This is a genomic window from Streptomyces sp. VNUA24 (genome assembly GCF_029167005.1).
GTDB classification, from domain to species: Bacteria; Actinomycetota; Actinomycetes; order Streptomycetales; family Streptomycetaceae; genus Streptomyces; species Streptomyces scabiei.
Window position 1 is genome coordinate 5764390 of record NZ_CP119143.1, and the last position, 12682, is coordinate 5777071.

Here is a 12682-nt window from a genome sequence, read left to right on the forward strand (position 1 = left end):
GCGGTGCGTACCGCGCCCGAGGCGTGACCATCCCCCGGCCCCATGCCATTCCCCTCTTCTAGAACCTGTTCTATCTTGACGCCCTGTCATCGGCGACACGGAAGGGCGGAACCGTGGACTTCACCTTCACCGAGGAGCAGCAGGCGGCGGCCGAGGCGGCGAGGGCGGTGTTCGCCGGGGTCGCACCGGACGGCGTGCCGAGTCCGTCGCTCGTACCGGGAGCCGTGGCCGACGACTTCGACCGGGCCCTGTGGGCGAAGCTCGCCGACGCCGATCTCCTCAGCCTGTTGCTCGACCCCGCGTACGGCGGGTCGGGTCTCGATCCCGTCGCGCTCTGCCTGGTGCTCCGCGAGTCGGCGAAGGTGCTGGCCAGGGGGCCGCTGCTGGAGAGCAGTGCCGCCGCCGTCACCGTGCAGGCACACGGGAGCGAGGAGCTGAAGGCGGATCTGCTCGCCCGCGTCGGCCGCGGCGAGGCCGTCCTCACCGTCGCCGCGCACGGCCTGACCGGTCACGACCCCGCCGAGCTCGCCGTGACCGCACGGCGGGACCCCGATGGCTCCTGGATCCTGGACGGCGTGCAGACGGCGGTGCCCTGGGCGCAGCAGGCGGACTTCGTCGTCGTCCCGGCGACGCCCTCGCCGGAGTCGCTCATCGGCCTCTCCGCCGACGGGACCTCGGACGGAACCTCGGGCGAGACCCCGGACGAGGTCTCCGACAGGACCGCCCACGAGACCGGCAAAGGCCCGTCCGCCGTCGGCGGCCGCACCGTGCTCGCCCTCGTCCCCCGCGCCCACGCGGGGGTGACGCTCGCCGAGCAGATCGCCACCCACGGCGAACGGCTGGCGGAACTGCGCCTGGAGTCCGTCCGGATCCCCGCGCGGGACGTCATCGACGCGGAGGGGGCGTGGGAACGGCTGCGGGAGCTGCTGACCACCGGGACGTGCGCGCTGGCGCTCGGCCTGGGCGAGGCCGTCCTCGGCATGACCGGCGAATACGCCGGAAAACGCGAACAGTTCGGCTTCCCGATCGCCACGTTCCAAGCCGTCGCCGTGCAGGCAGCCGACCGCTTCATCGACCTGCGCGCGATGGAGGCGACGCTGTGGCAGGCCGCCTGGCGGATCACCTCCGGAGCATCAGGCGCGCTGCCCGCCGCCGGGGACGTCGCGGTGGCCAAGATCTGGGCCGCGGAGGGCGTACGACGGGTCGTGCAGACCGCGCAGCATCTGCACGGGGGCTTCGGCGCGGACGTCGATTACCCCCTGCACCGCTACCACGCCTGGGCCAAGCACCTGGAGCTCTCGCTCGGTCCCGCGGCGGCCCACGAAGAGGCGCTGGGCGACCTTCTGGCGGCGCATCCGCTGGGCTGAGTACCGCTCATGCCACGCCCCGGGGCGCGCACACTCCTCCGCGCGCCCCATCCGCACACGGCGCCGCCGCCTTCCCCGGCGCCGGCATCCGGGGGAACGGGTTCCCTACAGAACGAACCCCGCCCCGCCCTTGCCGTCCACCACCGGACGGCCCGCGGCCGCCCAGAGCTGCATACCGCCGTCCACGTTCACGGCGTCGATGCCCTGCTGGACGAGATACATGGTGACCTGCGCCGAACGACCGCCCGAGCGGCAGATCACATGGACCCTGCCGTCCTGCGGAGCCGCCTCGGTCACCTCGCCGTAGCGCGCCACGAACTCACTGATGGGGACGTGCAGTGCCCCTTCGGCGTGACCCGCCTGCCATTCGTCGTCCTCCCGCACGTCCAGCAGGAAGTCGTCGTCCTTGAGGTCTCCGACCTCGACCGTGGGCACACCAGCTCCGAGATGCATGCGTACGACGCTACCCGACCAGGCCCGGCCCCGGGTTACTCGTCCCGGGCGAGCAGCCCCGCCAGCTCGCTCTCCCGCTGTTCGACCTCCGCCAGCAACTGGTCGGCGATCTCGTCGAGCAGCCGGTCGGGGTCCTGCGGCGCGAGGCGGAGCATCGACCCGATGGCCCCCTCCTCCAGCTCCCGGGCGACGAGGGAGAGCATCTCCTTGCGCTGGGCGAGCCATTCGAGCCGGGCGTACAGCTCCTCGGCCCGGCTCGGCCTGCGCTCCTCCGGCACGGGCCCGGCCGCCCACTCCTCGGACAGCTCCCGCAACAGCACCTCGTCACCGCGCCCGTACGCCGCGTTCACACGGGCGATGAACTCGTCCCGCCGCGCCCGCTCCTTGTCGTCCTGGGCCAGATCCGGGTGGGCCTTGCGGACCAGCTCCCGGTAGAGCCGGCGAGCCTCGTCGCTCGGGCGCACCCGCTCCGGGGAGCGTACGGGCTGATCGGTGAGCATGGCCGCGGCCTCGGGGAAGATGCCCTCCGAGTCCATCCAGCCGTGGAACAGCTCCTCCACACCCGGCATGGGCATGACCCGGGCCCGGGCCTCCTGGGCCTTGCGCAGGTCCTCGGGGTCGCCGGTACGCGCGGCCTTCGCCTCCGCGATCCGGGCGTCCAGCTCGTCGAGCCGCGCGTACACGGGGCCGAGCTTCTGGTGGTGCAGCCGGGAGAAGTTCTCCACCTCGACCCGGAAGGTCTCGACGGCGATCTCGTACTCGATCAGCGCCTGCTCGGCCGCCCGCACGGCCCGCTCCAGCCGCTCCTCGGGCCGCCCCGAGCCACCGCTCCCGGCGGACGCCTCGTCCCCGGCGGAGGGCACGCTCCCGGCGGACGCCGTTGCCTCGGTGCCCTCGGTCGGTGCCGCGCCCTCGACGGGCTCGGTGGCCTCATCGGGCCGCCCGGGCTCGGTGGGGCGCTCGGACGGTGTCTGCTCGGCTTCCGGGGTCGTCACCCGGCCCAGCCTAGGCCACGGTTCCGACCCCTGGCGAAAGCCGCCGGAGACCGGTGGCGGAGGGACGGCCCCAGGCCGTCCAGCCGCTCGGTCTCCGTGGCCCGGGGTGCCCGAAGACCCCTCGTCGGCCGCCCCTCAGACCCCCATCTCGGCCGCGACCCGTCCCGCCCGCACCGCCGTCACCAGGTCCGCGTGGTCCGCCTCCGTTCTGTCCGCGTAGGTCACGGCGAACGTGGCCACGGCCTCGTCCAGTTCGTCCTTCTTGCCGCAGTAGCCGGAGATGAGGCGGGGGTCGGCGCTGTGGGCGTGGGCGCGGGCGAGAAGGGCGCCGGTCATACGGCCGTAGTCGTCGACCTGGTCGGCGGCCAGGGCGGCGGGGTCGACACTGCCCTTGCGGTTGCGGAACTGGCGCACCTGGAAGGGCAGTCCGTCGACCGTCGTCCAGCCCAGCAGCATGTCGCTGACGACCTGCATGCGCTTCTGGCCGCAGACCACCCGACGGCCCTCGTGGTCCACCTCCGGCACCTCGAAACCGGCCGTGGCCAGGTGCGGCTCCAGCGCCGAGGGGCGGGCCTCCTTCACCTGGAGGACGAGCGGCTCCCCCCGGTGGTCCAGGAGCAGCACGACGTACGAGCGGGTGCCCACACTGCCGGTGCCGACCACCCGGAACGCCACGTCGTGCACCGCGTACCGGGCCAGCAGCGGATGGCGGTCCTCCGACAGCGTGGTCAGGTACTGCTCCAAGGACGTGGCCACGGCGACCGCCTCCTCGTCCTGCACGCGGCGCAGCACCGGCGGGGCGTCCACGAAGTGGCGGCCGCCGCCCTCCACCGCCCGGGTCGCCTTGGCCGCGAAGCGTCCGCTGGTGTTGGCGCGCGCCTTCTCCGAGACCCGCTCCAGCGTGCCCAGCAGGTCATGCGCGTCGGTGTGCGAGACCAGTTCCTCGTCGGCGATGGCATTCCACGCGTCGAGCGCCGGGAGCTTGGCGAGCAGCCGCATCGTGCGCCGGTAGGCACCCGTCGCGTCGTACGCCGCCTTGCGGCAGGTGTCCTCGTCGGCGCCCGCCTCACGGCCGGCGAGCACCAGGGAGGCGGCGAGGCGCTTGAGGTCCCACTCCCAGGGGCCGTGCACGGTCTCGTCGAAGTCGTTGAGGTCCATGACCAGACCGCCGCGGGCGTCCCCGTACAGACCGAAGTTGGCCGCGTGGGCGTCGCCGCAGAGCTGGGCGCCGATGCCGGTCATGGGCGTGCGGGCGAGGTCGTACGCCATGAGGCCCGCGGAGCCGCGCAGGAACGCGAAGGGGGTGGCCGCCATCCTGCCCACCCTTATCGGGGTGAGACCGGCGATCCGGCCGCGGTTGGACTCCTCCACCGCGGACACCGCGTCCGGCCGGTCGGTGGTGAGCGTCAGGTCGGCGTGCGCGCTGCGGGGCACCCGCGTGCGCAGCGCCTTGCCCTCGTCCTTGGGCGACCCCACCGAGGGCCACCGGGCGAACCCCGCCACTCCCGGCACCCGTGCGGCGGCCGACGGCGACGCCGCCCCCGCGTCGGCCCCCGGCACTGCCCCTGCCGTCGTCCCGGCCTCGGTCATCACGACCGCCTCCCCCGTACACGTCCACACGCGAACATCAACTCGTGCTGACGTTACAGCCGGTGGCCGAAACGCGTCAGAGCCTGTGGAAAACTCGGCGTCCCACCCGCCCGCACCAGCGGAAACCCGAGTGCCCCACCCGCTGCCGGGCGGTCCGGCCCAGGTCTGGCCCGCTGCCCGGGCGGTCCGGCCTAGGTCCGTTCCGCCCCCGCGCAGGGCCAGCTCGGGGACAGATGGCTCTGGGACCAGTTCCTGAGTTCCCGCAGCGCCGGATCCAGGGCCGCCCCGGCCTCGGTCAGCCGGTACGTGACACGCAGGGGCGGGCCGTCGTCGACCTCGCGCACCACCAGCCCGGCCGCGCCGAGTTCGGTGAGCCGGTCGGAGAGCATCCGCTCGCTGATGCCGGGAATGGCCCTGCGCAGGTCGACGAAGTGCGCGGGGTGCGGCATCAGGACGGCCACGATCAGCCCCGTCCAGCGTTTTCCGAGCAGGGCGAACACACGGGTGATGCCTTCGTCGACCTGCTGGCACGGCCCGGCGCCATGGATGCCCTGCTGCTCCGCCATGAGAACAAGAGTACTGGTCCGGAGTTCGAGGATGAAAAAAAGTAAGTGACTGTGTTATCCATAGCTGAGGACGAAAACGAAGCCACTTCTTCTGGAGTTCCCCATGGCCACGCTGCTGCACCTGGACTCGTCCGTGTTTCCCGTCGGCGCCTCGTCATCGCGTGCGGTGACGGAGGCCTTCCGCACGGCATGGCAGGACCAGCATCCGGACGGCACGGTCGTCTATCGCGACCTGCACGCCGATCCCGTTCCGCACATCGGCGCCGCCGCGCACACCGCCGGTTTCGCCGACCCGGCCACACACACCCCCGAGCAGGCCGCGGCCTTCGCCGAGCGGGAGAAGCTCATCGAGGAGCTGGAGCAGGCGGACGCGGTCCTGATCGGCGCCCCCATGTACAACTTCTCGATCCCGTCGACCCTCAAGGCGTGGCTGGACAACGTCGTCCTCATCGGCCGCACCGCCATGACCGAGGACTCGAAGACCAAGGGCACCCCGGTCACGGTCGTCGCCAGCCGTGGCGGTTCCTACGCTCCGGGCACCCCGCGCGAACCCCTGGAGTACGTGCAGAACTACCTGACGGCGGTCCTGTCCGAAACCCTCGGGCTGGAGGTCGACTTCATCGTCCCGGAGCTCACGATGGCCCCGCACAACCCCGCGATGAGCGAGCTGATCCCCCTCGCGGAGGCGTCCCGCGCGAAGGCCTTCGACGACGCGGTCGTCAAGGCCAAGAACCTGGCCGCGCGGCTCGCCGCGTAGTACACGCGCGCCGGCACGCGCGGGGCGGCCGCCCCCGTCCCCGGGAGCGGCCGCCCGTGCCGTCAGGCCGCGTAGGTCGCGTTCCGCGCGGTGGTCACCACCCGCTGCCCGTCGGCCTGGCTCAGCAGCCCGGCCGACACCAAGGAGGTGACGGTCGACTGCACCCGCGCCACCAGCGCGCCCTTGTCGGCGAACGGCGCACCGGCCCAGATCTCGTCGAGCAGGGTCGTGCCGTCGGGCTTCGCCGGGTTGGCGACGCCCGAGTCCGTGCCGCCGAGGACCACCTTGGGTTCCGCCCGCCTGACGTAGGCGTGGGTCGGGTCCTCGCTCCCTTCGTGGAAGGGGGCGAACTCGGTGCCGTCCAGTGTGTAGTGCAGCGGCTTCTCCCTCACCGCGGTGAGGGAGGGCAGCAGGTCCCCGGAGAGCCCGGCGTTGCGGTACAGCCCGACCTGCAGATGGCTCGTGGCGCTGTTCCTGCCGACCAGGTTGACCGGCCCGTAGAACAGCGTCTGGAGCGACGGGTCGTCGAGGGCCTTCTCCGTCCGCAGGCGGAACGGGATCGACACCCGTACGACGTCCCCGTCGTCCCAGGTGCGGGAGGGGATCGTGAAGTAGCTCCCCGGGTCCGGCGTGCCGTCCACCACACTGCCATTGACGGTCACCCGGAAGCCCGCGGTCGCCCAGGACGGCACCCGCAGCCGCATCGCGAAGGCCGCGCCGCCGCCTCCGACGGTGATCGTGGTGCCCTGCTCCCGGGGGTAGTCCGTGCTCTGGGCGATGGTCACCCCCTTCACGGACCAGTCCAGCGTCGCGGCGCTGTACAGATTGACGTACAGCGCGCTGCCGTCGGCCCGGGCGAAGTACACGGAGTCCTGGTACTTGGTCGCGCTCTCCATGCCCGTGCCCTCGCAGCAGGTGGTGCCCTGCTTGGGGGTGTAGTCGCGCACGTGCCCGGGCTTCAGCCCGATGAAGTACGTGACCAGGGGCTTCTCGGCGTCGGCCTTGTCCTGCTTGGACCCGAGGACCTGGTTGAGCAGCGCCCGCTCGTAGTAGTCCATGTACTTGGGGTCCTGCTCGTGGAAGAACAGGCTCCGGCTCAGCTTGAGCAGGTTGTAGGCGCAGCAGGTCTCGGCGTTGGTGTCGCTGATCGTCCCGGCGACGGCCCCGCGCGCCTTCCAGAACTCCGCCGTGCTGGTGCCGCCGATCCCGTACATCCGCTGGGGGATCACCATGTCCCAGAAGTTCTTCGCGGCGCTCAGGTAGCGGGCCTCGCCCGTGACGTCGTACAGCCGGACGAGACCGGTGAAGATCGGGATGTGCTGGTTGGCGTGCAGACCGTCGAGCGTGTCCGTGTTCGCGGCGCAGGCGTCGATGAGCTTGTCCAGGTCGAACAGCCTGGCCAGGGCGAGATGGTCCGCCTTGCCGGTGATCGCGTACAGGTCGACGATCGCCTCGACCAGGCCCCCGTACTCCCCGCTGGAGAAGATGCCCCACATGCGCTGCAGAGTGGCGTCCGGCAGTTTCGACAGCCTGGAGTACATCCAGTCGCACAGGCCCGACGCCAGGTCGAGCGCCCGCGCGTCATCGACGTGGAGGTAGGCGTCCAGCAGACCCCGCAGGATCTTGTGCGCGGTGTAGTACGGCGCCCACACGCGCGTGTAGTCGCCGCTGGTCATCGACTCCAGCTCGATGAACTGCGTCTCCGGGTACGCCGCCAGGAACCCGTCGTGGCTGGGCGCGCCCCAGGTGCGGCGCAGGGTGGCGGTCAGGCCACGCCCGGACCCGTCCGCGAAGGTACCGCCGCCGGTCTCGGAGAAGTCGTACGAGGCCAGGTCGCCCCGGCCCGCCGCCGAGTCCGGGGCCCGGCTGCCCTGGAGCGAGGTGATCTCGGCGGCCGTCAGCACCCGGGACCAGACGTTGAACTCGTCGAACGCCCCCACGAAGACCGGATCGGTCCGGAAGTTGGACCGGCCGAGCCAGTTGTTCGCCAGGGCGCCGAGGGCCGCCGGGGTGAGGGACATCGAGGTGTTCCGCGCGACGGCCGTGCCGTCGACGTAGAGCGTGCCGGTGCCGCCGCCGATCGTCACCGCGAGGTGGCTCCACCGGTCGAGCGGCAGGGCGGCGGTGCCGTTGAGCCCCTGCTCCCCGCCCGGCCCGTTGGTCGTGACGGCGAAGCGGGGGACACCGCTCGCGTTGCGCGCCGCCAGATACAGATAACGGGTGGTGTTGTCACCGAAGTCGAAGATCCGCGCCCAGTCGCCGTGGTGCGTGGGCTTCACCCAGGCCGACACAGTGATCGCGGAGGCACCGCCGAGCACGCTGTTCGGCAGGTCGACGTACTGGTAGGAGCCCCGGACGTTCTCCTGCGCGGTGCCGAACCTGCCGGTCACGGCGAGCATGCGCGGACCGGTGCGCAGCGCCTCGCGCACCTCGGCCAGGGCTCCGATCATGTAGCGGATCCTGTCGGAGTAGACCGTGTCCCCGGTGCCGGCATAGGCCTGGGCGAGCATCGTCAGGAAGTGCCCGGTGTAGTGGCCGCGGAGGTTGCCGTTGGCCTCGCCGTCCAGTCCCTCCCAGCCGCCCGGCGCGACCGCGCCCTTGGTGGACAGGCCCGCGTTCGCCCGGAACACCTGCAACAGACGGTCGACGTCATAGCCGCGGCCGTGGTCGAGCATCAGCCGGCGCTTCTCGGCGAACAGGCCCGGGCCGAGCGACACGTCCTTCAGTTCGAACGGCCGCACCGACCAGGCGGAAGGTGTCGGGACCGTGGCGGCGACCGCACCGCCGCTCCCCGCCGCGAAGGAGACCGCGGGTGCGGCCGCGGTGAGCAACGCGGACTGGAGGAGGAAACGGCGGGAGAGCGGCGGTGCCATGTGCGCCTCGTCTCTGGCAGATGCGGGGGGTCAGAGAAAGCGAAATCCGTTCGAAAATACGAACGTTGTGCGAATTGCCGACCAGAAGATAGGTGGGTGACCGACGGGCGTCAACGGTGGTGACGGGTTTCGCAGGACCGCCGCCCGGAGTCGCCACCCGGAGGTCGCCGCCGCCGACGCGGCCCTCCGGCCCCGTTGCGCCGTTTCACGTGAAACATCGCTCGTGTCCCCATGTACGACGATTCACATGAGGCTGACTCGGACGCCACCCGCACCGCGCACAGAGGGCCCGGCACGCCCCCACGACGTTCCGCGCCCCCAAAAGACGAAAGCCCTTACCCAGCGCCCCTGAGAGACTCCTCACACTTCAGGGCCGCGGCTCGGTTCATTCGACACCGTCGAGCAGGTCGCGGGCACACAAAAAGAAGCGGTCCCATCGTGACTACGATGGGACCGCTTCGCTGTGCGCGAGGGGGGAGTTGAACCCCCACGCCCTTGCGGGCACTGGAACCTGAATCCAGCGCGTCTGCCTATTCCGCCACCCGCGCATTGGGTGTGTCCTCAGGCCCCGTTCCTTGCGGTGTCGGCGCCTTCCGACATGCAGAAGATTAGCACGCTGGAGAGGGTGGCTTCACATCACTTGTTCACCGCCGGCCCCGCCGCACGGCGACGCGACGGGAACCACCAGCACGGACCGAACACACGGGCCCTCGGGCCACGTATCAACGAGTGCTGGTTCACGTATCAACCTCGTACCGGTCCCGGCCATCTCCACAGGAGAGGGACGGGGCGCACAGTCCGGTGCGGGACACTGGTCCCGCACCGCCTCTACGATCCTTGGCAGAGTTCGGACGAGGTAGTTCGAAGAGGAGCTCCGGCGGGAATCCGGCAGGGGGACCTCAGTGGGCACCGGCACCGGATGACACCGGTCGACCGGGCCGACCGGGGGAACCAGCCGATTTCCCGGCGCGTGGATACGATCAGTAAGCAGTACCGACACGGTACGCAGAGCGGTGACGACGGAGGAGGTGCCCCATGGGAGTCCTGAAGAAGTTCGAGCAACGTCTCGAAGGTCTGGTCAACGGCACCTTCGCCAAGGTGTTCAAGTCCGAGGTCCAGCCCGTGGAGATCGCGGGAGCGCTCCAGCGGGAGTGCGACAACAACGCGACCATCTGGAACCGCGACCGCACGGTCGTCCCCAACGACTTCATCGTGGAGCTGAGCACACCCGACTTCGAGCGCCTCAGCCCCTACTCCGGCCAGCTCGGCGACGAGCTCGCCGGCATGGTGCGCGACTACGCCAAGCAGCAGCGCTACACCTTCATGGGCCCCATCAAGGTCCATCTGGAGAAGGCCGACGATCTCGACACCGGTCTGTACCGGGTGCGCAGCCGTACGCTCGCCGGATCCACGGACCAGCAGGCGCCCTCCGGCGCCCCGGCCAGCCCGGCCGCCGGCCGCCCCGGCGGCTACGGCTACCCGCCCGCCGCGGCTCCCGCGGGCGCCCCGCCCATGCCGGCCGCGCCGCCCCCGGGCGGTGGCCGCCCCGGCGGTGCCCCGTTCGGCCAGCGACCGCCCGGCGCTCCGGCGGCCGGCGGACGCACGCGCTACTGGATCGAGATCAACGGCACCCGCCATCAGATCTCCCGCCCGACGCTGGTGCTGGGACGCAGCACCGAAGCCGACGTGCGGATCGACGACCCCGGCGTCTCCCGCCGGCACTGCGAGATCCGGACCGGAACGCCCTCGACGATCCAGGATCTCGGATCCACCAACGGCATCGTGGTGGACGGGCAGCACACCACCCGCGCTACGCTCCGCGACGGCTCGCGGATCGTCGTGGGCAGCAGCACCATCATTTACCGGCAAGCCGAAGGGTGAAGCGGGGGCAATGTCAGAGCTGACCCTCACGGTCATGCGGCTGGGTTTCCTGGCCGTACTGTGGCTGTTCGTGATCGTGGCCGTGCAGGTCATCCGCAGCGACCTGTTCGGTACGCGCGTCACCCAGCGGGGGTCGCGCCGGGAGCGGCCGCAGGCGGCCGCCCGTCAGGCCGCGCCTCCGCAGCAGCGCGGCCAGCAGCCCGCGGCCGCTACCGGCGGCGGCGGCCGCCGCGGGCGCAACGCCCCGACCAAACTCGTCGTCAGCGAGGGCACGCTGACGGGCACCACCGTGGCGCTGCAGGGCCAGACCATCACCCTGGGCCGCGCGCACGACTCCACGATCGTGCTGGACGACGACTACGCCTCCAGCCGGCACGCCCGGATCTACCCGGACCGCGACGGCCAGTGGATCGTCGAGGACCTGGGGTCCACCAACGGCACGTATCTCGACCGGAACCGACTGACGACCCCCACGCCGATTCCGCTCGGCGCGCCGATCCGCATCGGCAAGACCGTCATCGAGCTGCGGAAGTAGTGCTACATCATGAATAGGCGCGAGCGGAGCGAGCACGCAGCGGAGTCCCCCACCAGGGGCCCCGGCGCGCTCCCGACCGGAGGGTGGGCACCGTGCGGATGTACCCGGAGCCGACGGGCGAGGTGCGCATGAGTCTGTCACTGCGCTTCGCCGCCGGATCGCACAAAGGCATGATCCGCGAGGGCAACGAGGACTCGGGCTACGCCGGTCCCCGGCTGCTCGCGATCGCCGACGGCATGGGCGGCCAGGCGGCCGGTGAGGTCGCCTCCTCCGAGGTGATCTCCACCCTCGTCACGCTCGACGACGACATCCCGGGCTCCGACATCCTCACCTCGCTCGGCACCGCCGTGCAGCGCGCCAACGACCAGCTGCGCGCCATGGTCGAGGAGGACCCCCAGCTGGAGGGCATGGGCACCACGCTCACCGCCCTGCTGTGGACCGGTCAGCGACTCGGCCTCGTGCATGTCGGCGACTCCCGCGCCTACCTCCTCAGGGACGGCGTCCTCACCCAGATCACCCAGGACCACACCTGGGTGCAGCGTCTGGTCGACGAGGGCCGCATCACCGAGGAGGAGGCCACCACCCACCCGCAGCGCTCTCTGCTGATGCGCGCCCTGGGCAGCGGCGACCACGTCGAGCCCGACCTCTCCATCCGTGAGGTCCGCGCCGGGGACCGGTACCTGATCTGCTCCGACGGACTGTCCGGCGTCGTGTCCCACCAGACGATGGAGGACACCCTCGCCAGCTACCAGGGCCCGCAGGAGACCGTGCAGGAGCTGATCCAGCTCGCGCTGCGCGGCGGCGGCCCGGACAACATCACGGTCATCATCGCCGACGTCCTCGACCTCGACACCGGGGACACCCTCGCCGGGCAGCTCTCCGACACCCCGGTCGTGGTCGGCGCGGTCGCCGAGAACCAGCTCCACCTGCAGGACAACGGCATCATGCAGACCCCGGCCGGCCGCGCCTCCGGCCTCGGCCGCCAGGGCCACGGACAGGGCGGCGGCGAGTTCGGCCCGCCCGGCTCCGGCGACGCCACCGGGTACATGCCGGCCGCGGGCAGCTTCGACGACTACTCGGACGACGACTTCGTCAAGCCCCGCAAGAAGCGCAGGTGGCTGAAGAGATCCTTCTTCGGCGTCCTCGCCCTCGCCGTCGTCGGCGGGGGGATGTACGGCGGTTACCGCTGGACCCAGACGCAGTACTACGTCGGCGCCAACGACGACCACGTGGCGCTGTACCGGGGCATCAGCCAGGACCTGGCCTGGATCTCGCTCTCGAAGGTGCAGAAGGACCACCCCGAGATCGAACTCAAGTACCTCCCGCCCTACCAGCAGAAGCTGGTCGAGGCCACGATCGCCGAGGGTGGTCTGGGAGACGCCGAGAAGAAGATCACGGAGCTGTCCACCCAGGCGTCGGCGTGCAAGAAGAACGCCGAGCGCCGCGAGGCGGCGGACAACAACGCCAAGACCGGCGAGGGCGAGGCCGGCGGGGTCACGGGAACCACGAAGACCTCTCTCACGTCCAAGGCCACACCGACCCCGACGCCGACAGGCTCGGCGTCCCCGACCCCGTCCCAGACCGCACCCACACCGTCGACCGGCCCCAGCCTCTCGGAGGAGGAGCAGGAACTGGTCTCACGGTGCGGTGAGCAGTAGGCAAGCC

10 protein-coding genes and 1 tRNA gene are annotated in these 12682 nt (G+C 71.2%); 5 read left to right on the forward strand and 6 right to left on the reverse strand.

Translation table 11 applies throughout. The features are described from left to right. Positions 1 to 113: 113 nt before the first annotated feature. Entirely contained in the window at positions 114 to 1367 is a 1254-nt protein-coding gene (locus PYR72_RS24555) for an acyl-CoA dehydrogenase family protein (RefSeq protein WP_275457334.1), read from the forward strand. A 105-nt stretch (positions 1368 to 1472) separates the two neighbouring features. Here the strand turns inward: PYR72_RS24555 and PYR72_RS24560 are convergent, their stop codons facing one another. The 4 genes from PYR72_RS24560 to PYR72_RS24575 all read right to left on the reverse strand — a co-directional run bounded on the left by PYR72_RS24560 (position 1473) and on the right by PYR72_RS24575 (position 4971). Further along, a complete protein-coding gene (locus PYR72_RS24560) occupies positions 1473 to 1802 on the reverse strand; it encodes a rhodanese-like domain-containing protein (RefSeq protein ID WP_013002209.1) in 330 nt (109 codons plus the stop codon). A gap of 53 nt (positions 1803 to 1855) precedes the next feature. Continuing rightward, on the reverse strand, positions 1856 to 2815 hold the full coding sequence (locus PYR72_RS24565; protein ID WP_275457335.1) for a J domain-containing protein: 960 nt from the start codon (positions 2813 to 2815) through the stop codon (positions 1856 to 1858). Between the two features lie 135 nt (positions 2816 to 2950). Then, positions 2951 to 4405: a DUF2252 domain-containing protein gene (locus PYR72_RS24570; RefSeq protein WP_275457336.1), complete on the reverse strand. Its 1455-nt coding sequence runs from the start codon at positions 4403 to 4405 to the stop codon at positions 2951 to 2953. Positions 4406 to 4596: 191 nt separating this feature from the next. Further along, complete coding sequence (locus tag PYR72_RS24575; RefSeq protein WP_275457337.1) at positions 4597 to 4971, reverse strand: helix-turn-helix domain-containing protein; 375 nt, start codon at positions 4969 to 4971, stop codon at positions 4597 to 4599. Between the two features lie 103 nt (positions 4972 to 5074). Here PYR72_RS24575 and PYR72_RS24580 point away from each other — a divergent pair, with 103 nt between their 5' ends. Beyond that, positions 5075 to 5728, forward strand: coding sequence for an NAD(P)H-dependent oxidoreductase (locus tag PYR72_RS24580; RefSeq protein WP_275457338.1), 654 nt, complete (start codon positions 5075 to 5077; stop codon positions 5726 to 5728). 62 nt (positions 5729 to 5790) lie between these two features. On the opposite strand, the gene PYR72_RS24585 is transcribed toward PYR72_RS24580, so the two are convergent. After that, positions 5791 to 8601 (reverse strand): beta-L-arabinofuranosidase domain-containing protein, encoded by a 2811-nt coding sequence (locus tag PYR72_RS24585; RefSeq protein ID WP_275457339.1) that lies wholly within the window; start codon positions 8599 to 8601, stop codon positions 5791 to 5793. Positions 8602 to 9065: 464 nt separating this feature from the next. Beyond that, positions 9066 to 9149, reverse strand: a tRNA-Leu gene (locus PYR72_RS24590). A 487-nt stretch (positions 9150 to 9636) separates the two neighbouring features. Between PYR72_RS24590 and PYR72_RS24595 the strand changes: the two genes are divergently transcribed. The 3 genes from PYR72_RS24595 (at position 9637) to PYR72_RS24605 (ending at position 12675) form a co-directional block, all read left to right on the forward strand. Beyond that, entirely contained in the window at positions 9637 to 10482 is an 846-nt protein-coding gene (locus tag PYR72_RS24595) for a DUF3662 and FHA domain-containing protein (RefSeq protein ID WP_275457340.1), read from the forward strand. Between the two features lie 10 nt (positions 10483 to 10492). Further along, a complete protein-coding gene (locus PYR72_RS24600; protein ID WP_013002216.1) occupies positions 10493 to 11017 on the forward strand; it encodes an FHA domain-containing protein in 525 nt (174 codons plus the stop codon). Between the two features lie 128 nt (positions 11018 to 11145). Continuing rightward, positions 11146 to 12675, forward strand: a complete 1530-nt coding sequence (locus PYR72_RS24605; protein ID WP_275457341.1) for a Stp1/IreP family PP2C-type Ser/Thr phosphatase — start codon at positions 11146 to 11148, stop codon at positions 12673 to 12675. The last annotated feature ends 7 nt before the right edge of the window (positions 12676 to 12682 follow it).

What these genes read in the sequence shown, in the direction of transcription:
- PYR72_RS24605 (WP_275457341.1), top strand. Translation starts at nt 11,146, where the DNA reads ATGAGTCTGTCACTGCGCTTCGCCGCCGGATCGCACAAAGGCATGATC.
- PYR72_RS24600 (WP_013002216.1), top strand. Translation starts at nt 10,493, where the DNA reads ATGTCAGAGCTGACCCTCACGGTCATGCGGCTGGGTTTCCTGGCCGTA.
- PYR72_RS24585 (WP_275457339.1), bottom strand. Translation starts at nt 8,601, where the DNA reads ATGGCACCGCCGCTCTCCCGCCGTTTCCTCCTCCAGTCCGCGTTGCTC.
- PYR72_RS24570 (WP_275457336.1), bottom strand. Translation starts at nt 4,405, where the DNA reads ATGACCGAGGCCGGGACGACGGCAGGGGCAGTGCCGGGGGCCGACGCG.
- PYR72_RS24595 (WP_275457340.1), top strand. Translation starts at nt 9,637, where the DNA reads ATGGGAGTCCTGAAGAAGTTCGAGCAACGTCTCGAAGGTCTGGTCAAC.
- PYR72_RS24575 (WP_275457337.1), bottom strand. Translation starts at nt 4,971, where the DNA reads ATGGCGGAGCAGCAGGGCATCCATGGCGCCGGGCCGTGCCAGCAGGTC.
- PYR72_RS24580 (WP_275457338.1), top strand. Translation starts at nt 5,075, where the DNA reads ATGGCCACGCTGCTGCACCTGGACTCGTCCGTGTTTCCCGTCGGCGCC.